Source organism: Gilvimarinus xylanilyticus (genome assembly GCF_024195295.1).
Classification (GTDB): domain Bacteria; phylum Pseudomonadota; class Gammaproteobacteria; order Pseudomonadales; family Cellvibrionaceae; genus Gilvimarinus; species Gilvimarinus xylanilyticus.
On sequence record NZ_JAMFTH010000002.1, the window covers coordinates 357,513 to 376,637 of the forward strand.

General features: G+C 53.7%; 20 protein-coding genes. 10 read left to right on the top strand and 10 right to left on the bottom strand.

Annotated features, from left to right (window positions below; genetic code table 11):
* Positions 1-22 precede the first annotated feature (22 nt).
* Positions 23-1,111 (top strand): BamA/TamA family outer membrane protein, encoded by a 1,089-nt coding sequence (locus M6D89_RS10500; RefSeq protein WP_253968018.1) that lies wholly within the window; start codon positions 23-25, stop codon positions 1,109-1,111.
* Between the two features lie 85 nt (positions 1,112-1,196).
* On the top strand, positions 1,197-1,649 hold the full coding sequence (locus M6D89_RS10505; protein WP_253968019.1) for a hypothetical protein: 453 nt from the start codon (positions 1,197-1,199) through the stop codon (positions 1,647-1,649).
* Between the two features lie 18 nt (positions 1,650-1,667).
* Here M6D89_RS10505 and M6D89_RS10510 read toward each other — a convergent pair whose 3' ends face one another.
* The 4 genes from M6D89_RS10510 to M6D89_RS10525 all read right to left on the bottom strand — a co-directional run bounded on the left by M6D89_RS10510 (position 1,668) and on the right by M6D89_RS10525 (position 4,297).
* Positions 1,668-2,135, bottom strand: a complete 468-nt coding sequence (locus tag M6D89_RS10510; RefSeq protein ID WP_253968020.1) for a nucleoside deaminase — start codon at positions 2,133-2,135, stop codon at positions 1,668-1,670.
* A 14-nt stretch (positions 2,136-2,149) separates the two neighbouring features.
* Complete coding sequence (locus M6D89_RS10515; RefSeq protein ID WP_253968021.1) at positions 2,150-2,959, bottom strand: response regulator; 810 nt, start codon at positions 2,957-2,959, stop codon at positions 2,150-2,152.
* A 74-nt stretch (positions 2,960-3,033) separates the two neighbouring features.
* On the bottom strand, positions 3,034-3,804 hold the full coding sequence (gene yaaA, locus M6D89_RS10520) for a peroxide stress protein YaaA (RefSeq protein ID WP_253968022.1): 771 nt from the start codon (positions 3,802-3,804) through the stop codon (positions 3,034-3,036).
* 16 nt (positions 3,805-3,820) lie between these two features.
* Positions 3,821-4,297 carry a DUF4265 domain-containing protein gene (locus M6D89_RS10525; RefSeq protein ID WP_253968023.1) on the bottom strand — a complete coding sequence of 159 codons (477 nt, stop codon included), beginning with the start codon at positions 4,295-4,297 and terminating at the stop codon, positions 3,821-3,823.
* A 124-nt stretch (positions 4,298-4,421) separates the two neighbouring features.
* Between M6D89_RS10525 and M6D89_RS10530 the strand changes: the two genes are divergently transcribed.
* The 8 genes from M6D89_RS10530 (at position 4,422) to M6D89_RS10565 (ending at position 12,852) form a co-directional block, all read left to right on the top strand.
* Positions 4,422-5,705 (top strand): M48 family metalloprotease, encoded by a 1,284-nt coding sequence (locus M6D89_RS10530; protein WP_253968024.1) that lies wholly within the window; start codon positions 4,422-4,424, stop codon positions 5,703-5,705.
* 68 nt (positions 5,706-5,773) lie between these two features.
* Complete coding sequence (locus M6D89_RS10535) at positions 5,774-6,307, top strand: TRAP transporter small permease subunit (RefSeq protein WP_253968025.1); 534 nt, start codon at positions 5,774-5,776, stop codon at positions 6,305-6,307.
* Positions 6,304-7,659, top strand: a complete 1,356-nt coding sequence (locus M6D89_RS10540; RefSeq protein WP_253968026.1) for a TRAP transporter large permease — start codon at positions 6,304-6,306, stop codon at positions 7,657-7,659. Before M6D89_RS10535 ends, M6D89_RS10540 begins: the two co-directional genes overlap by 4 nt.
* A gap of 108 nt (positions 7,660-7,767) precedes the next feature.
* On the top strand, positions 7,768-8,160 hold the full coding sequence (locus M6D89_RS10545; protein ID WP_253968048.1) for an acyl-CoA thioesterase: 393 nt from the start codon (positions 7,768-7,770) through the stop codon (positions 8,158-8,160).
* Positions 8,161-8,465: 305 nt separating this feature from the next.
* Positions 8,466-9,026 carry a cytochrome b gene (locus M6D89_RS10550; RefSeq protein WP_253968027.1) on the top strand — a complete coding sequence of 187 codons (561 nt, stop codon included), beginning with the start codon at positions 8,466-8,468 and terminating at the stop codon, positions 9,024-9,026.
* A gap of 25 nt (positions 9,027-9,051) precedes the next feature.
* Entirely contained in the window at positions 9,052-9,654 is a 603-nt protein-coding gene (locus M6D89_RS10555; RefSeq protein ID WP_253968028.1) for a YceI family protein, read from the top strand.
* Between the two features lie 412 nt (positions 9,655-10,066).
* On the top strand, positions 10,067-11,140 hold the full coding sequence (locus M6D89_RS10560) for a DUF1254 domain-containing protein (protein ID WP_253968029.1): 1,074 nt from the start codon (positions 10,067-10,069) through the stop codon (positions 11,138-11,140).
* Between the two features lie 137 nt (positions 11,141-11,277).
* On the top strand, positions 11,278-12,852 hold the full coding sequence (locus tag M6D89_RS10565) for a DUF1254 domain-containing protein (RefSeq protein WP_253968030.1): 1,575 nt from the start codon (positions 11,278-11,280) through the stop codon (positions 12,850-12,852).
* Positions 12,853-12,932: 80 nt separating this feature from the next.
* Here the strand turns inward: M6D89_RS10565 and M6D89_RS10570 are convergent, their stop codons facing one another.
* From M6D89_RS10570 to M6D89_RS10595, 6 genes are all read right to left on the bottom strand, one after another.
* Positions 12,933-13,967 carry an acyltransferase family protein gene (locus tag M6D89_RS10570; protein ID WP_253968031.1) on the bottom strand — a complete coding sequence of 345 codons (1,035 nt, stop codon included), beginning with the start codon at positions 13,965-13,967 and terminating at the stop codon, positions 12,933-12,935.
* A gap of 181 nt (positions 13,968-14,148) precedes the next feature.
* Complete coding sequence (locus tag M6D89_RS10575) at positions 14,149-14,790, bottom strand: hypothetical protein (RefSeq protein WP_253968032.1); 642 nt, start codon at positions 14,788-14,790, stop codon at positions 14,149-14,151.
* Positions 14,791-15,434: 644 nt separating this feature from the next.
* A complete protein-coding gene (locus M6D89_RS10580; RefSeq protein ID WP_253968033.1) occupies positions 15,435-16,451 on the bottom strand; it encodes a Fic family protein in 1,017 nt (338 codons plus the stop codon).
* A 202-nt stretch (positions 16,452-16,653) separates the two neighbouring features.
* Positions 16,654-17,079: an FKBP-type peptidyl-prolyl cis-trans isomerase gene (locus M6D89_RS10585; protein ID WP_253968034.1), complete on the bottom strand. Its 426-nt coding sequence runs from the start codon at positions 17,077-17,079 to the stop codon at positions 16,654-16,656.
* 33 nt (positions 17,080-17,112) lie between these two features.
* Positions 17,113-17,535 (bottom strand): DUF488 domain-containing protein, encoded by a 423-nt coding sequence (locus tag M6D89_RS10590; RefSeq protein ID WP_253968035.1) that lies wholly within the window; start codon positions 17,533-17,535, stop codon positions 17,113-17,115.
* A gap of 30 nt (positions 17,536-17,565) precedes the next feature.
* Entirely contained in the window at positions 17,566-19,014 is a 1,449-nt protein-coding gene (locus tag M6D89_RS10595; protein WP_253968036.1) for a sodium:solute symporter family protein, read from the bottom strand.
* Positions 19,015-19,125: the final 111 nt, after the last annotated feature.

Consider the following 19,125-nt stretch of genomic DNA (forward strand, 5'->3'; position numbering starts at 1 on the left):
CGCGCGGCAAAGGAACTTAGCCATGCCATACAGCCCAGGTACTAATCTTTTACGTCGTCTCGCCATGGGCGCAGCCTTAAGCATCAGCACCACACTCGCCTGCGCCCAAGCCACCGGCGACGCCAGCCCCCACGAAAAGAAAGAATCCCCCTGGTTGCTGGTACCCAAAATCAGCAGCAACCCCAAAATTGGCACTTCGGTGGGCGGCGTGGGCGGCTACCTGTTTCAACTTGATAAAGAGTCCACCGCCTCAATGGCGGCGCTGATGGCCAACTACAGCGATACCGACTCGGTGACGGCCTCGGGCTTTTTCAAAGGCTTTTGGGACGGCGACAGCAAACGTTTGATTGCCGGTTTGGCCGGAGGAAAAATTCGCAACGATTACGAAGATTACCTGGGCACCGGTCAGGAAGTTTCCACCACCGATGATATGAAATTTGCGTTTGTGCGCTACCTGCAAGAGGTCCACAAAAACTGGTTTGTGGGTGGCCAGGCGGTCTACACCAATTACTACATCGACGGCGAAGGTTTACTCACCGATGAAATTTTCTCGCTGCTGGGTCTTACCGGTTATACCTCGGGTGGGGTGGGCTTAACCGCTATGTACGATAGCCGCGACAATCAGAACTCACCCCTTCGGGGGATGAACCTGAACCTTAGCAACATCGCCTACCGGGAAAATTTAGGGGGTGACCAGGACTTCGACACCTACCGGTTGCAGTTTAAACACTACTTACCCGTGGGCGCCAAATCGGTCTTTGCCTACCGCGCGGTGGGCCGCTGGAGCGATGACGCCCCAACAGGCGCTTACTCAAGCGTGGCCCTGCGCGGCTACACACGGGGCCAGTATCTGGCGCCCAACTCGGTGATGGCTGAGGGTGAACTGCGCTGGAACCTCACCGGTAAATGGGGGCTGCACCTGTTTGGCGGTGTGTCTTGCCTATACGGTGACGACAAAAGCTGCGGCGACAGTGAGAATATTTACACCAGTGGCGGTGTGGGTGGCGAGTATATGCTTAAGCCCTCGCAGCGCATGGTGGTCTCGGCTGACTATGCCGTGGGCGAGGGGGATAACCAGGGGTTTTATTTGCGCTTTGGTCAGGCGTTTTAACGTTTTACGTTAGTTTACCTGCCCACATTCAACTGCAAACACCATTCACTGGTCTATACAGGCAACTTTTCATTAGGAGTTGTCTATGCCCCGTTTATTGCTTTGCAGCCTTACCGTATTCCTTACCGCCTGCGCCAACGGCCCGGATCGCGAGCCACCACACATGGAACATAAGCTTCATACCAGTATTTACGACAACGGCTCGAAGTTGTTTGTGTTCCAGATGTTGCGCGCCTCTGGGCAGGATGGGGCCAGAGAAGGCGCCGGGCCGAGGGGCGGTGGCCATGGCGGGCCGCCACCGGGGGGTAGCCGCGGAGGTAAACCCGGCAAGGGGCCAGACCCGGACAAATTGCTCAAGCAAGCCCACGAGGCCTTAGCACTTACGCTGGCAGAAACCGGCTACTGCCGCGAAGGCTATATGACGCTGGAAGAAAAAACCGACCGCGGCCAGCTGGCCATTCGCGGTGAGTGCACCGAAACTGCGACCGAGGCGGATAGAGAAGAATTTGGCAAGGGAAAGCTGCCCCAGTGGTATTAGCCCTGGGGCACACGCTTTTTAATAAAGTGTTTTTCCGGCGTTACTGTGCCACTGCGCAAAGGGTCGCTCACTGTCGTTATCCGCAAGGTGCTGAAACGGTATTTGCCGTTGGGACAATGGCTGCGCGACCTCGCGGTAGATAAGCGAATCATCAAAACCCGCCGCGGCGGCCTGCTCGCGGGTTGCGGCGAAGTACACGGCATCCAGTCGCGCCCAGTAAATGGCGCCCAGGCACATGGGGCAGGGTTCGCAACTGGCGTAGAGCACGCACCCGGTTAGCTGGTGACTCTGCAAATACTCGCAGGCCTCGCGTATGGCGACGACTTCGGCATGGGCCGTAGGATCGCAACTTGAGGTAACTTTATTGCTGGCGGCAGCCAGCACTTTGCCATCACCCACAATCACCGCGCCGAAAGGGCCACCGCCACTGGCGGCGGAATCGGCGGCAAGGTCTATGCTGCGCTGTAAATAATCGCGATGCTCCATAACGCTCCCGGTCATTATCGCCCAAGCATATGCGACAACTGTTCGGCCTTGGCGCTGTCGTTGTCTACAAAGCGCAGCTGAATTTTCACCAGCCGACTGTCGGGCTTGGCCTCGGCGGCCTGTAAACTGTGGGTATAGGCGTTAAGCTGCAGGGTTTCGCTGCCGTCCTCGGTGCCCACATCAATCACCACCTGATCAAACAGTCCCGGCAAGCCGTTATCTTTGGCGATGGCCGCCGACAACATCTGCAAATTTAAATCGCGAATCACGCAAGCGACAGGCGGCTTATTACTGTCAAAACGCAATTGCGCGCGCAGTTTTTTGGCTTTTTCCGGCGCGGCGGCGGGTGCGGTTTCGGGACTGGCGCCGCCGGTTAGCACATCCACCGAACCAAAGGCGTGACCCTGGGGCTGGGCACCGCCACGGCCGGGACCAGCGGGAAGCTTGCCAACCTTTTTCAGCTGTTTAAAGACTTTGCGGATCAACTCGTCGGGGGTAAAGGGCTTGGTAATGTAATCCGACACCCCGGCCTGCACGGCCTTCACCACATGGGCGCGGTCGCCCTGGCTGGAAATCATGATAAAAGGCGTGGCCTGGTAGCGTTCATCCTTGCGCAGCTGGCGCAACAATTCTTCGCCGCTGACATTGGGCATTTCCCAGTCGGATAAAATTAAATCCATGGTCTGACCGCGCAGGGCCGCCAGGGCCCTGCTGCCATCCGGCGCCTCGTAAATTTCAGCCCCGGGCAGCTTGTCGCGCAGGTGTTTTTTTACCATGTCGCGGACAAAGCTGGCGTCATCCGCCACGAGTATTCTCAACGCCATTCCTGGCCCTCGGTATTAACAGGTGTATGTCAGAGCATAGCCGAAACTGCGGCGCGCGGCTCAGACGCGCCGTATTATTCTTTGCGGGTAAAGACCCACTCGCGCTCTTTGGATAGCTCGGGGGCAAAGCCGTAGCCGTCTACATCAAAGCCTTTAAGGTCTTCGGCCGATGTAATGCGATTTTTAATAATATAGGCGCTCATCAGCCCGCGTGCCTTTTTAGCGTAAAAGCTGATGATTTTGTACTGGCCGTTTTTCCAGTCTTTAAAGAGCGGGGTAATAATCTCGGCGTCGACCTGTTTGGGCTTAACCGCTTTGTAGTATTCGTTCGAGGCCAGATTCACCAGCACCTTACCTTTAGTCGCCGCCAGCTGTTCATTAATGGCGGTGGTCAGACTATCGCCCCAAAACTGGTACAAGTTATCGCCACGCTGGTTTTTAAATTTAGTGCCCATCTCCAGCCGGTAAGGCTGAATCAGATCCAGCGGTCGCAAAAGGCCGTACAGTCCCGAGAGAATCCGCAGATGCTTTTGCGCAAAGTCAAAGTCTCGCGCTTTAAAGGTCTCGGCCGCCAGCCCTGTATACACATCGCCCTGAAACGCCAAAGCCGCCTGTTTGGCATTGGCGGGGCTAAAGGGGGTTTTAAAGGCCTGGTAGCGGTCGAAATTCAGCACCCCCAGCTTGTCCGAGATTTTCATTAAGCCCGAGATATCCGCCGGCGACAGCTCCCGCAGCTCTTTTATCAAAGCGTCAGAATCTTTTAAAAAATCCGGCTGAGTATATTTGTCGGTCACCGGAGCGGTGTCAAAATCCAGGGTTTTGGCTGGCGAAATCAGTATTAGCATAGCTCTCTCGTCGGGGTTATTCGGGCTTTAAAATCTCTTGCCACCAGTTTAAGGGGGTGACGCCGTCGGCGGGGTCGTAGACATTGCCGTACAGCCACATGGCGTTTTCACTGTTGATGGGGTTAAACACATTCTCGATGGCGGTAAAGCCGCAGCTGACGTGAATGGTATAAATCAGCATGCGCGGTGTTTCAAAATCCAGCTCGCCACCCAATTTGGCCACCGGGCCATTGAGTTGATCGGCCAATGCCCCGGTATCGGTTTTGCTGTAGACCCGCACGCTCAAGTTACCGCTATGCTGGACAATTTCAAACTCGCGCTTGTCCGGCTCGGCTTTAATGATATCGCCCCCCGCCAGGCCTTTTACGAAGGCGGGCGAGCGCACCAACTGCACGGTATCGTCAGGCAGTACTTTAACCGCCAATCGCTCAACCATAGGTTGGCCGTCGGGTTTAAGGCCGGCAAATAATTCTATCGCTTGCAGTGATTCCATGTATCCTCTGTGCAGGTAAAATGGGCATTATAAATGCTAGCTAAATGCTTAAGCTATGCGTTACATCAATTACGCCTGCGCTCACGCCCGAGCATTAAGGTTATAACAACATAAGGAGTCAGTTGTGAAATTGCTTCGATCTATCGCCTCTATTGCGCTGCTGGCGGCACTGGCCACAGGTTGCAGCGTCAACCCGGTCACCGGCAGCAACGAGTTGTCACTAATGTCGCCCGAGCAAGAGGTGGCCATTGGCGAACAGCAATACGAACCCAGCCAACAGTCCCAGGGCGGCCGCTATGTGGTGGACCCGGATTTAAACGTCTACGTCAATAACGTGGGCCAAAAGCTTGCCCGCGTCAGCGACCGGCCCGACTTGCCCTACGAGTTTGTGGTGTTGAATAACAACGTGCCCAACGCCTGGGCCCTGCCCGGCGGCAAGATTGCCATTAACCGCGGCCTGCTGGTACTGCTGGATGACGAGTCGGAGCTGGCGGCGGTGCTGGGCCATGAAATTGTTCACGCCGCAGCGCGCCACGGTGCCCAGCAGCAAACTCAGGGTACCTTGCTGAATGTAGGCCTAATGGCCGCCGGGGTCGCTCTGGCCACCCAGGACCACGAGGCCGCTGGCTTGGCCGTGGGCGCGCTGGGTGTGGGCGCCCAGGCATGGCAAGCCCAGTATGGCCAGCGCCAGGAATTGCAGGCCGATAAATACGGCATAGATTATATGGTTCGCGCCGGTTACGACCCTCAGGGCGCGGTAGAATTGCAAAAAACCTTTGTAAAATTGTCCGAGGGCCAGAGCGCCAGCTGGATGGAAAGCTTCTTCGCGAGTCACCCGCCATCGCAAAAACGGGTGGAGGCCAATCGCGAAATGGCCGCCGAGCACCCGGGCGGGGTGCGCAACCGAGCGGAGTACCAAAACGCCATTGCCCAGCTCAAAGAAGACATGGATGCCTATAAAGATTACCAGCAAGCTTTAAAGGCCATGAGCGAGGAAAACTACACCCGGGCACAACAGCTGGCCGATAGCGCGGTTAAAGCCCAGCCCAAAGAACCGCTGTTTTGGGAGTTACAGGGCCGTCTGGATGCCCAGAAAAAGGATATGGACGCCGCCGCCCAGGCCTTTGGCCGCGCCATTAGCGCCAACCCCGAATACTTTCGCCCCTATGTCTATCGCGGCATGGCCTATAAGCAGCTGGACAAACCCCAGCAAGCCGCCGCCGACTTTCAAAAAAGCATGAACCTGCTACCCACCCAGATCAGCGCCTACTATTTGGGTGAGTACGCCATGGAGAACGGCGATCGGCAAAAAGCTATTCAATACTTTCAAATGGCGGCCCAGGGCGATGGCGAAATCGCCAAGGCGGCGCAGGCCAAACTACAGCAATTGCAGCAGCAGGGCGGTTAACCCTGCAATCATAGAAAGCGCCCGCTATAATGGGCGCTTTTGCGATGCAGGCCGATAATAATAAGCTCATGACTGAACACCAAAGCTTGCCCCCCACTCCCGCCATGGTTCGCCATCTGGACGCGATTACCGAATGGACCGGCCGCTGCTGCGCCTGGCTGACCCTGGTGATGGTGCTGACCACCGTCGCCGTGGTTTTGCTGCGACGCTTTTTGGGCCTGGGCGCCACGGGCCTGCAAGAGGCGGTTATTTACATGCACGCGGCCGTGTTTTTGCTGGGGGCAGGCTATGCGCTCAAGCACGGCGAACAGGTGCGGGTGGATATTTTCTACCGCCGGTTTAGCCCGCGCACCCGCGCCTGGGTCGACGCCCTGGGCACTCTGGTTTTTTTGCTGCCAATGTGCGTATTTGTCGCGGCGATCTGTTGGTCTTTTGTGCTTAACTCGTGGCACATAGGCGAAGTGTCTACCGATGCCGGCGGGCTGCCCACCGTGTATTTACTCAAATCCCTGATGCTGCTGTTCGCGCTCAGCCTGGGGCTGGCGGCACTGGCCGAGCTGGGCCGGGCCATTGCTGTGCTGGTGTGGGGAGAGCGGTCGTGATTGAGTTGCTGCCGATTATTATGTTCGCGGTGGTGTGTCTGGCACTGATGCTGGGCTACCCGGTGGCCTTTACCCTGGCGGGTGTGGCCCTGCTGTTTGCCGGAGGCGGTATTATCGGCGGGGTCTTCGAGCCCGCTTTGCTGCTCACCTTTCCCAATCGCCTGTTCGGCATTATGAGCAATTACACCCTGGTCGCGGTGCCCCTGTTTGTGTTTATGGGTGTGATGCTGGAAAAATCCCGTTTGGCCGAAGAGCTGCTGAGCAATATGGCCAAAGCTTGCGGGCGCCTGCCAGGTGGATTGGGACTGGCGGTAATATTGGTGGGAGCGCTGCTGGCCGCCAGTACCGGTATTGTCGGCGCCACAGTGGTGACCATGGGGCTGATGTCGCTGCCCACCATGCTGCGCCACGGCTACAATCCCTCTTTGGCAACGGGCACCATTTGCGCCACCGGCACCCTAGGGCAAATTATTCCCCCCTCTATCGCCCTGGTATTGCTGGGCGATGTCATCTCCAGCGCTTACCAACAGGCCCAGCTGCACCTGGGCGTGCTCAACCTGCAAACCGTTTCGGTGGGCGACTTATTTGTGGGTGCGGTAGTGCCCGGGTTGATGCTGGTGGCAATGTATATGGGCTATGTACTTTTGGTCGCCTGGCGACGTCCGGCACAGGCGCCCCGCGCCCGCTTAGAGACCCATGAACAAACGGTATCGCGTACCCAGCTGCTGCTGTCGCTGGTGCCGGTACTGGTGCTTATTACCCTGGTGCTGGGCTCGATTATCACCGGTGTCGCTACCCCCACCGAAGCCGCAGGCGTTGGCGCAGCTGGCGCCCTGGTGCTGGCGGGGCTTAAGAAACAGCTGGATTGGGCACGCCTAAGCGAGGTGATGACCACCACCACCCGCATCAGCGCAATGATTTTTACCATCTTGATCGGCGCGTCGCTGTTTTCTCTGGTGTTTCGCGGATTCGGCGGCGAAGAGCTGGTGCACCACCTGTTTGACCAGCTACCCGGCGGCACCCTGGGTGCGGTGCTGGTGGTAATGCTGGTGATATTCCTGCTGGGCTTTATACTCGACTTTATTGAAATCACCTTTGTGGTGGTGCCTATTGTGGGCCCCGTGCTGTTGGCCATGGGCGTAGACCCGGTGTGGCTGGGTATTATGATCGCCATTAACCTACAGACCTCGTTTTTAACCCCGCCGTTTGGCTTTGCCCTGTTTTATCTGCGCGGGGTCGCGCCCGAATCCGTTCCCACCGCCGCAATTTATCGCGGCGTTGCACCCTTTATTGTCTTACAATTACTATTATTACTGGCGCTGGCGCTCTGGCCCCAATTGGTGATTAGCTAGTGGGCAACACCTAATACGGGAACCCGGGCAGCCTTTGCCTGTCGTTAAAGCATTCCCGTATGCTTTGATGTATCGACCACATACAACCTAAAGGTAAACCACATGGCCATGCACGGTCTGGACGACGACCCCACCCCCCACGGCGAACTCACCCTGCAAACCCTGTCTATGCCCGCCGACACCAACCCCTACGGGGATATTTTTGGCGGCTGGCTAATGTCGCAAATGGACATAGGCGGCGCGATTTTAGCGCAGGATATTGCCGGTGGGCGTGTTACCACCGTTGCCGTGGGCAGCATGGTGTTTTTGCGCCCGGTGCCCGTGGGCGCCACGGTAAGTGTTTACGCCGAACAAATCGAAGTAGGGCGCTCGTCCATTCGAATTATGATTGAGGTGTGGATTAAAGATCACCGCAACAGTGAAGTGGCGAAAGTCACCGAGGGCGAGTTTGTTTACGTGGCCATTGATGATAACGGCCGCACCCGCCCCGTCGAGCGCTAAAACCCAAGCAAATTGCCAGGTAGTAGGCCATGCACAAAAGTAGGTAACAGTTCGCTGCGCCAAAACGCCCAGCTCTGCGGTGGAAAAACTTGAAATAGACCCACTATTGCAGCATTTTTCCGTCTTGATCTGGTCATTTTGGTTGTGCTCCTTTGTCACCTAACTTTACCCACGGCCCACTAGCTGACAAAAAGCGCGCAATATTGGCGCGCCTTTCATCCTTTTCTCACAGTTCTTAACCGCAGTACCGCTCTTTCTCTGATAGCTTATACTCAGTTAACCACAAGCTTGATTAGGACACCCACATGCTGCGGGATAAGCGCGAAGGCTTCGGCCTGGTATCCATCGCCGTTCACTGGCTTAGCGCCCTGGCGATCATTTTTTTATTCGGCTTAGGGCTGTATATGACCAGCCTTAGCTACTACGAACCCTGGTACCACAAGGGGCCCACACTGCACGTCAGTGTTGGTCTGCTACTGTTTGCGCTGACCCTGATGCGGGTTATCTGGCGCCTTGTTAACCCCAAACCGGCCGCACTGCCCAATCACACCCCGGTCATGCGTCTGGGCGCTAGCGCGATTAAAGTGTTGCTATACGCGCTATTGTTTACGCTGCTGATCACCGGCTACTTAATAAACACCGCCGAGGGCAAAGGCGCCGAAATCTTTGGCCTTGTCACCATACCCGCACTGATCGAGCTGGGCCCCGACACCGTAGATCTTGCCGGAAGCGTGCACCTGATTTTCGCCTGGAGCATTATCGTGCTCGCGGCTCTGCATGGCGGCGCTGCACTGTTGCACCACTTTTACCATCGCGATAAAACATTAGTCCGTATGTTAAAACCCGTTAAAACCGATTCCCATTAAATGAAATACCATCAAGGAGATACACATGAACGCATTTAAAACTCTGGCCAAATCAGCCGCCGCTGCCGCGATTATTACCAGCGCCAGCTTAACCGCCAGCCAGGCCCTGGCCGATGACTATGTCATCGACACCAAAGGCGCCCACGCCGCCATCAACTTTAAAATTAAGCACCTGGGTTACAGCTGGCTGACTGGCCGCTTTAACACCTTCAGCGGTAACTTCAGTTACGACCCCGCCGATGTGGCGGCCAGCAGAATCAATGTCACCATCGACACCACCAGCATTGACAGCAACCACGCCGAGCGCGATAAGCACTTGCGCGGCGGCGACTTTCTGGAGGTGAGCAAATACCCCGAAGCCAAATTTGTCAGTAAAAGCATTACCGACATTGACGACGACGGCGAAGAGTTCGACGTAGTGGGCGACTTAACCCTGCACGGCGTGACCAAAGAAATCACCATTGAAGTGGAAAAAGTCGGTGAAGGTAAAGACCCCTGGGGCGGCTACCGCGTCGGCTTTGAAGGCGAAACCACCATTATGCTGAAAGACTTTGGTATCGACTACGACCTGGGCCCAGCCTCACGTTCGGTTGAGCTGGAACTGCATGTGGAAGGTATTAAGCAGTAGGTTAGACAGTCTGACGTCGGATGTCTGAGGTCAGATGCGGCTGAACGCTGAACGGTTCAGCTTAAAGCTCAGCCAGCCTGCGGGCTGGCTTTTTTGTGTCCGCTGTAGACAACAGCGCCATAATGTTAAACATCCCGCCCCGCTTTCTTGCGCCTACTCCGAGCGTCATCTACTATACTCCCGCAAGGCTTATGTTGACACGACTGCGCCAGGGACCCACGCAATTCATCTCAGAAACAATATCCCCCCGAGGGATTTCCCTTCGCGTCATAGACTGACGACCCATTCCAAAACCTTGCCGTAGGTAGCACAGCCGTTTGTGTACCCAAAAACAGCTTGAAACTAAAGCCATTTATAAATCGATGCGATTTTATTAGGTGACGCTCTAAACAGACCAGTAGGAAGGAACTCTATGATCTCTTTAATCTCGCTGCGAATTAACCCTCGCATTATTGCCACCTCCATACTCACCGCCGCACTAACCTTGCCCTTGACTCTGCAAGCCGATGACAGCGTCCCCGTCACCGATGAAAACTTCGCCTACGCCATGACTGACTTGGCGATGCAAAAAGAGTTTGTACAGGGCGCCGATAACACCTGGAACCACCACCGCAAACCTATGCCCCTTGACGAACAACCGGCGCCATTAATGAACCGCGATACTCTCTATTCATTCGCCATTCTCGACGGCCGTGGCGATGTCGCAATAACGCTTCCAGAGAACGATGGTCGCTATATGTCACTGCACATTATGAATCACGACCATATAACCAACCGCGTACTCTATGGCCCCGGCCGCTATGTACTGCCTGCCGATGAAACGTCAGACTTTTATTACGCCAATGTGCGTATGCAGCTTGATGCCAGTAACCCGGCGGATGTCGCCAAGGTGAACAACTATCAGGATCAGCTAAAAGTAGAGCACCTAAACGGCTACCAACCTGAGTCTTTTCAGGTAACCCAATGGGATATGGATGACTTTACCAAGGTGCGCGATAAATACGTTGAACTCGCGCAAAAACAAGGCGTCACCGGAACCATGGGTACGGTTAAACATCCGGTATCGCTGGAGGCGCGCAATCGCGGCGTCGCTATTGCCACGGGCTTGTTACCCGATAAAGATGCGGTTTATTTTACTGCCAAGCACGACGTAAAAATGGGAAAAGCTTATAAAGCCACCTTTGAGGTACCAAAGCTGTCCGATCCTGAACTCGGATTTTTTTCCATCACGATTTATGGCGAAGACCAATACCTAAAAACAGACCAAGGTTCCATTCTTAACAATAAAACCATCAAGCTAAACCCCGACGGCAAAACCTTTGATGTCTGGTTTGTGCCGGAAAGTGAATTTGGCAAAGGTAACTATCAGAATGAAGTCATTATCCCCACCGCACCTTTTTGGACTTGTTTCCGAGTGTATATGCCGAGCGAATCGGTACAGCAGGGTGAGTACAAATTGCCACCATTGATCGAACAGAAAGACTAAAGCCGTTTTTCGCAAAAAGCTGCCCGAATTTTAGGACGAAGGATAAATAGAGCAGGACGATCTATTTATCTGCCGAGTTAATAGTTCCATAAACTCAATAGACAGTAATGTCATTAATTTTCATCAAGGGAAAGAAAATGAAACTACCTAATCTCATAACCGCAGGCGCATTGTTATTAAGCACGCTTAGCTTTGTAGGCTGCGGCCCAGACGCACTCAACCATGCCAACGCCGCCGACAACAGTGGCAACCAAGAGGCGCAGAAAAATCGTTTTGAATCGCTGGCCAACAGTGCCATGGATCACAATCGCCCCACTGCCGAATCTGCCGAGCAATTACAAGATGAGTTATTGTTTCAGCGCGCCACCCAGGCGTACCTTTGGGCGATGCCGATGATTAACACCATGGGCATGTACGATGGCTTCAAAGAAGTCTACGGTGCCGATTACAACCAAATGGCCATTTGGGAAAAACGGCTGGACGCCAAGACTCATATCACCACGCCAAACTCTGATTTAATTTACGGTATTAGCTGGGCCAACCTTGCCAAAACGGGGCCATTGGTACTCGATGCGCCGCCCAAACTGCAAGGCATTTTGCTCGACATGTGGCAACGCCCCATTCCTGTGGACGGCGGCAAGTTCTTTGGCGATCTCGGCTTGCCTGGCCCCGATGAAGGCAAGGGCGGCAAGTTCCTGCTGCTGCCGCCGGGCTACGACGGCGAGATACCCAAAGATCACTACGTCTACCGCTCTGGCACCAACAATGTGTTTATTTTTTTGCGGTCATTCTATCAATCGCTCGATAATATTCAGCCCGCGGTTGATGTGTTAGAAAAAACCAAAATTTATCCATTGGGAAAACAAGCCGACGCCAAGCCCATGAAGTTTCACTACGCCTCGGGCAAGCGCCACGATATGTTGCCGCGTACCGACATCGAAGCCTTCGAGCAATTAAAATGGCTACTGGATGCCGAGGGAAGCAATCTTGCCGACGCCGATGGATTAGCCATGCTCGCCGGTATGGGCATTGTGCAAGGCAAACCCTTCGAGCCCGATACACACGAGCAGGAAATCCTCAATGCCGCCGCATCAACGGCCTACAAAATGTCCCGCGTGATCGGCATGCAAGATCACGTCGGCGATGTGGATTTTAGAGTGTACGAAGATCGCCAGTGGCTCAACCCCATTAACAATCTCGATTCACGCTACCCTAACTCCCATGTTGACCTGGGCTGGACCGATGCAACACACGGTTTCCGCAACGTCGATGCACGTGCCTGGATGTTCACCGATTACTACTCAATCAGCCCCGGCATGGTATCAATGACACCCGGCAAGGGCGCGTTCTATATGATTGCGTTTAAAGATGGCGATGGCGAATGGCTCGACGGAGAACACAGCTACACAGTCCGACTGCCTAAAGACATTCCCGCCGCGCTGTTCTGGTCGGTCACCTTGTATGAAGCGGAAAACGCATCCGGCCTCGACAACGGCCAACCATTCCCGTCACTGGGAAAACTCAACAAACCCGCGCAAGAGGCCGACGGCAGCACCATCTTACACCTGGGCCCCAAAGCGCCTGAAGGTAAAGAGAGCAACTGGCTCGCCACAGTTCCCGGTAAAGGCTACTTTGTCATCTTGCGCCTGTATGCCCCCACGGAGCCCGCTATCAACCTGACTTGGAAACCCGGGGATATCGAAAGAAAATAATCGCTAAATAGTAGATAAATAGTAAGCCAGCCTTCGGGCTGGCTTTTTTATGTGTACAAAAATTTGATCGATTCACCCGTTTAGCGTAATAACTTTCGCTTTAGCCAAGTTTGCATGGGCTTTTCTACCCAGCGCCAAATAAGCCACGACGCCAGCAACATAAACGCCAGCACCCCGGCTATCAGAGCCCAAGCTGGCACATAGGTATGCCAGGCGTTAAACATCATAAAGCCGACGTTTTCGTGCAATAGATATAACGGGTAAGTGAGTACGCCCAGGTAATAAAACCGTGGGTCGCGCAATAAACCGTTTTTACGTAAAGCCACCAGCGCTAAGAATGCGTAAAACAGTAAGGTGGCGCCAGCGACAATCCAGGCTTTAAATTCCACCTGATAAAAGTCCGTGAGAATTTGGGCAAACACCTGATTCTGGCGCACACAGAAAATAATGCTCAGCAATACCAGTAAGCCGTAGCCCCAGTTAAAACCGTGTAGTCGAATTAAATAGAGTACGCAGCCGCAGGCAAAGTAGCCCGCCCAATGCGGAAAGCCCACAACAAAGGTTGCTACGCTTGTCGCCAGCGAAGTGCTCAGGCCAATAATAGACCCCACTAACACCGCGCCACAAAACCAGGGTAAAAAGCGAATCCAACGCAGCCAGACCATAACCAGCACCAGCGCGTAGAATTTAAGCTCCATCCACAGAGTCCAGTAAACCCCATCCACCAAAGGGACATCCAACCCGCTTTGCAGCATGGTCAGGTTAATGAGCACATCGGTCCAGGGCAGCTGAAACGCCTCTTGGGAAAATACCACCGCCGCTCCAGCGGTTAGCAAAACGCACAGCCAATAGGCTGGGTAAAGACGGATAAAGCGCGACAGAACAAACTTGCGCGGCTCTCCATCCTTGGCGCTGAGCAAGATGACAAAACCGCTGATAATAAAAAAGAAGTTAATACCCAAGTACATATAGCGGCTGTACTCGCCAAAGCCTTCGGTGCGCGGCTGAGGTGAAAAATCGAGCATCCAACCCACGAAGGTGTAGTGAAACAAGACCACTAACACCGCCGAAACCAGACGCAACAGATCTATCTCGTAAAATCGATTACCCTGCACTTATTTTTCTCCCGTATTCAAGCATAACGAGCAGTGTAACGGGATCAAATCAGCACTGATAGTTAATATCTGTTAACTATTGGAATAATGAAAATATTTTTCGTCCACATTCTCGGGTGAGAACACTTCCTGTAACAACACGACAATAACTTTATGAAACGAGTTACCCACGCATCCTTTGCTAAAAATCAAACCCAGTTTCAAACGGCAAGACCAACTGCTCGGGGGTGCGATAACACTTGAACTTACGCCATGGCCTAACCACTTCATTCCCTCGACCACCAGGATCCAACGGTAATGGCCTCTGGCAATCGGCTAAAATTCTTACTTTCTGAAAACGCCGGTAGCCTTGCGACCGCGATAGCTTCAAAAACCGTGCGACGGTCAGCATTCTATTGCCATTAAGCTCCAACACCAAAAGCCAAGCATTGCCCAGACTCATTCCTTGTTCAGAGAGTTTATAGGCTTCTCGCTGCTCTCGCTCGCTCCGTACAAACTCATCCGGAACGCCGTTACCGCTGGGTAGACGCTCGTATAAATTGGCTTCGCTTTCGCTCCAAGGGCAATCCATGCTTTTCGCGTAACGCACCGTCGTTTCGGCGTACTTCACCAGCTTTTGATAAGTGAACTTTAGCACCAAGTCCCTGTGCTCAGGGTTATCAAAATTAAATTCGATCGTGTAACGATCTTCCACCTCGAGCGCCATTAACCATAGTTCATTGCTAACATCACCAATACTGTGTTCACCGCCCGTGCAGCGAGCTATTCGGGCAATGCTTTTCCTACAATCCCGCACAAATCGCTCGTAAGCTGAAAGCCTCATGAAACGTCCCTTTATGTAGCCAATTGAGAGCAAGCCTACAAAGGCGCTGTTACAGTTTCGGGTAAGTGAATCCGCCGCTGCACACCAAAATCAGCAGCCCCAAAAGCACTCTATTTGGCCAGACTTATGGTTATCAGTGCACGATTAGCAAACCACACAAAGGAGTATTTATGCAGTCCTTGTCACGTTAACGCCAACTGGCAACCAAAGTGCAGGCGTTTATTGATTATTTAGATGTGTTTGGGGAGAAACCGTATGGGGAGAAAGAGATTTAGCGCTGCCGCTAAACTTAAAGTAAACCGTCATTTTTAAATGTGACTTATAGTCCGTAGACCTTGCAGCCTAGGCGTACAACAATACTCCTGTAACCACCACAGAGCTGCTCTTATTTGCAGGCAGGAGCCTATAGGCCCTTGATTTGTTCAAACTTCCCCGGCGGCGGAAAGCGCCAAGGCACCCGAAATGCTGCACCGCCCAACAAACGCTGTGATTGATCAATGATGGCGGGCCACCAGCGAACGATTTGGTAGGCTTTATCCCAATAAGACACATTAGACCATTGCTTGGCTAGACAAAATACTGTTAGCCCTGCGCGGCGGATAGCCAGCAAACCCATACATTCTTTGTTCAGATCAAGGGCAGCCTTAGCTGTGCGCCATTAGCAGGCTGCACAGTGGGGTATTGATATAGTAATTAGCGCGGCCAATTTTTTGCTTTTCCAGAAAATCATGTTCTACCAACATCTCAAGATACTTGGTCGCCGTGATACGCGAGACGGACAAATCCTCCATAACGAACTCAATCTTGGTGTAGGGGTGGTTAAACATATTGTTTAACAACTCCTGACGGTAGATTTTGGGCAATTGTTCGCGCAAGCGGTGCTTGTAGGCCTTCATCAGCCTTTTTATTTCCTTAATCAACTCAATGGTGTTTTGCGCTGTATTGGAAACACCCTCAAGTATGTACAGCAGCCAGGGCTCCCAATCGCCAGTCACTCGCACCGCCTGGAGGTGTTGATAATAATCGGCTTTATTGCGGATAAGAAAACGGCTCAAGTACAGAACAGGCAAATTAAGCAGATCTTTTGCCACCAGGTACAACATATTAAGAATACGCCCCGTGCGGCCATTGCCATCATAGAAGGGGTGAATGCTTTCAAACTGATGATGAATAATCGCCATCTTGACCAGTGGGTCGGCGTCACAGAGGGCGTCATCGTTAATATACGCCACCAAGTTGTCCATCAACCGGGCTACATCTTCGGCATGCTGTGGTGGCGTGTAGACGACTTCACCGGTCCTGGAGCTTTTAAGTTCGGTACCCGGCAAACGGCGAAAGCCTGCGTTATTTTTTTCAAGAGTTTGCTGGATTGCTAGAATATCTGACAGCCGAATCAGCTTTTGATGGCGCACAATCTGAAACCCTTGCTTGAGAGCGACAGCGTAGTCTTGCACCTCTTTGGCGGCCGGGTTGGGCAGGTTTTCTTCAAACAGGCTTGCCTTGTAAAGTTCGTCGTGGGTGGTGACGATGTTTTCAATCTCAGAGCTGTCCTTCGCCTCTTGCAGACTCAATGTATTGATCAGAATGGCTTCGTTGGGAATGGTGGCCGCCACGCCTTTTAGCTCCGCCAAAAAGCGATGCGCTTCCGCCGTTTTTTTCAAAACAGCTCGAGTCTCCAGCTCTGTGATATTGGGCAGAGGTAGTACTGGGGGCTGAATCACCATAGGTTATGCCTGCGGTTTCGGCTCGAAAAACGAGCCCAAACGATATGTATAGATTTCGGCTTATTCTATACATGTTATGCAGAAATGTATATTTTTCTTAGTTTTCTATACCCGTTTAGCCGGATATCTATACAATCAGCTAAAAAACCACCTTCATCAATCGCAGATCAAAGATCAGCACCGCATTAGGGCCAATTTTATTGCCCACACCCTTTTTGCCCCAGGCCAGATCGGGCGGCACCACAAACTCGTAGCGGGCGCCTTCCTGCATCAGCTGCAAACCCTCGCGAATGCCTGGGATGGCTTCTTTCATGGTGAATTCGTCGGGCATGCCTTCTTTGTAGGTGTCGCCCACGACTTTGCCACCCACCAGCTGGATGCGCTGATTGACTTCGACGGTGTCGGTTTCGGTGGGGGTCATACCATCGCCCGGTTCAATCACGCGGTACAGTAAACCGCTAGCGGTTTCCTGGACGTCGTCTTTGCTGCGGTATTTTTCGATGTAGTTATCGCTGGCGGCGCGATTTTGGCCCGAGGAGCCTTTGTTGAGTTTCTTCTTTGCCATGGTCTTGGTTCGCGTAAAAGCGGGTATTTTACCTCAGCTCTTGCTCTGACCATAACAGGTAGGCGAAGCCGGGTCGTCCCGGTCGGCGGCGTCTTCGGCCTCCAGGGCGTCCAGCAGGGCGCGGCGTAAGATGGGCAGGTGGGAGTGCTCGGGCTCGCGGCTGGCGGTTAGCAGGGTCAGGGTGCCCGCGCGGGCAGCGCGCAGCAGTGGCAGCAGGGTGCCGGGCTCCTGATCCAGCTGGTGGCGATAGGCGTTGGCAAAGGCGTCCTCGGTGAGTTCATCGCGGTGCCAACACTGGCGCAGCCCCGCCGAGGGCGAGGCATCGGCGTACCACTCATCCAGCGCCAGATCTTCTTTACGCTGCCCGCGGGGCCAGAGACGGTCGACCAGAATGCGGGTGCCATCGGTGGCATCCGCCGGTTGGTAGATGCGTTTGAAACGGATGTCGTAATTCATGCCTATAGCCTACTGGATGATTTTTACAATTCATAGGCTTCCCTCCATGGCCCGGCGCTCTTCGTCCAACACTTGCAACGCCTGCGCGGGTGTTAACTGACTGGGTTTTGTCAGCAGCGATACCACAAACCCCGTGAACAATGCCGACAGAACCGCCGGTATCACCGGATTGCCCCAAAAATCGGCGTAAAAATTTACCACCACTAATGACGCGACCGAGGCGGCCAGCAGCGAGGCAATGGCCCCCGGAGCGTTGTAGCGCGGCCAAAAGCGTCCCAGCAGCCCGCACACAAACATACCCGCCATCACCGTCGAAATCATGGTGGTAATATAGCCAATAATGTCGTTCGACAGTAACGCAAACGCCAGTGCAAGACCCACCACCAGGATCAGCGACAGCCGCGAATAAGCAATGACTTTATCGCGCGGTGGCATTTTTCCGGTCAGCAGAATAAAAATATCGCGCAGCAATACCGCCACCCCGGCTATGGCATCGGAGCTGGCACTGGACATAGTGGCCGACAGCCCGGCAATAAGCACCACAACTCCGATGGCCAGAGGCAAAACCTGGACGGCGATAAATGGAAAGGCAAAGTTGCGATTGTCCAGCTCGGGGCTGAGGGCGTAGGCGCCCATGCCGATAATGGCGGGCACGCAGGAAAACAGTAAGTACAAACTGCCCGAGGTGTAAAAGGATTTGCGAACCGAAGCGACATCGTGGGATGAATAAATGCGCTGGCGAAACGAGGGTGTTGCCAACACCCCCACAGCCACCACCAACGCCAAAGATAGCGCGTGCAATCCGCCGATGGATTCTATTGCCAGCAATGATACGTTAGCCGCCGGTTGCGCCGCCATTAACTCGCCCCAGCCACCGGCAGCATCCACCGCCAACACCGCCATTAAAATAAATCCGATAAACAAAATAATAGCCTGCAGAGTGTCGGTCCAGACCACTGCGTGGTAGCCGCCAATAACCACATAAATCGCAAAACTGACAGCGATAATAATTTTAGCCAGCTGTAAGTCAATATCGGCAATCCAGGCCAAGTATAAACCGCCGCCCAGAATATGCGCGCCCAACCAGCCAATGCTGGCAATAAAAATAAGCACCGCGACGATATTTTTAACCCAGCGATTGGCGCCCACATAGTAGGACAGCTCTTCACTCATGGTCATAAACTCGAGCTTACGCACCGGCGCAAACCATAAGCCCAACAACAAAATACCCACCGCGCCGCCTACGCCGTAAAGCATACCGCCCCAGCCGTTGGCGTAACCAAAACCCACCGCGCCCATAGACGAACCCGTGCCCACCATGGTGGCCACGGTTGTACCGATGGTTAAAAAAATAGGCAGGCCCCGGCCGGCCAATAAAAAGTCTTCACCGCTTTTATTGTGGCGCGACACATACACACTAAGCGCAATTAAAAACACAATATAAGCGGCAAGCGCGGTTAAAAATAAGCTGGTGTTCATAATCTTATTCGAATATTTTTGTAGTGACGTTTTCGCGTTCAGCGTTCAGCGTTCAGCGTTCAGCGTTCAGCGTTCAGCGTTCAGCGTTCAGCGTTCAGCGTTCAGCGTTCA

Excerpts from the sequence above, each read along its gene's own strand:
- M6D89_RS10500 (WP_253968018.1), top strand. The coding sequence starts at position 23 with ATGCCATACAGCCCAGGTACTAATCTTTTACGTCGTCTCGCCATGGGC.
- M6D89_RS10505 (WP_253968019.1), top strand. The coding sequence starts at position 1,197 with ATGCCCCGTTTATTGCTTTGCAGCCTTACCGTATTCCTTACCGCCTGC.
- M6D89_RS10510 (WP_253968020.1), bottom strand. The coding sequence starts at position 2,135 with ATGGAGCATCGCGATTATTTACAGCGCAGCATAGACCTTGCCGCCGAT.
- M6D89_RS10515 (WP_253968021.1), bottom strand. The coding sequence starts at position 2,959 with ATGGCGTTGAGAATACTCGTGGCGGATGACGCCAGCTTTGTCCGCGAC.
- yaaA (WP_253968022.1), bottom strand. The coding sequence starts at position 3,804 with ATGCTAATACTGATTTCGCCAGCCAAAACCCTGGATTTTGACACCGCT.
- M6D89_RS10525 (WP_253968023.1), bottom strand. The coding sequence starts at position 4,297 with ATGGAATCACTGCAAGCGATAGAATTATTTGCCGGCCTTAAACCCGAC.
- M6D89_RS10535 (WP_253968025.1), top strand. The coding sequence starts at position 5,774 with ATGACTGAACACCAAAGCTTGCCCCCCACTCCCGCCATGGTTCGCCAT.
- M6D89_RS10545 (WP_253968048.1), top strand. The coding sequence starts at position 7,768 with ATGCACGGTCTGGACGACGACCCCACCCCCCACGGCGAACTCACCCTG.
- M6D89_RS10550 (WP_253968027.1), top strand. The coding sequence starts at position 8,466 with ATGCTGCGGGATAAGCGCGAAGGCTTCGGCCTGGTATCCATCGCCGTT.
- M6D89_RS10555 (WP_253968028.1), top strand. The coding sequence starts at position 9,052 with ATGAACGCATTTAAAACTCTGGCCAAATCAGCCGCCGCTGCCGCGATT.
- M6D89_RS10560 (WP_253968029.1), top strand. The coding sequence starts at position 10,067 with ATGATCTCTTTAATCTCGCTGCGAATTAACCCTCGCATTATTGCCACC.
- M6D89_RS10565 (WP_253968030.1), top strand. The coding sequence starts at position 11,278 with ATGAAACTACCTAATCTCATAACCGCAGGCGCATTGTTATTAAGCACG.
- M6D89_RS10575 (WP_253968032.1), bottom strand. The coding sequence starts at position 14,790 with ATGAGGCTTTCAGCTTACGAGCGATTTGTGCGGGATTGTAGGAAAAGC.
- M6D89_RS10585 (WP_253968034.1), bottom strand. The coding sequence starts at position 17,079 with ATGGCAAAGAAGAAACTCAACAAAGGCTCCTCGGGCCAAAATCGCGCC.
- M6D89_RS10590 (WP_253968035.1), bottom strand. The coding sequence starts at position 17,535 with ATGAATTACGACATCCGTTTCAAACGCATCTACCAACCGGCGGATGCC.
- M6D89_RS10595 (WP_253968036.1), bottom strand. The coding sequence starts at position 19,014 with ATGAACACCAGCTTATTTTTAACCGCGCTTGCCGCTTATATTGTGTTT.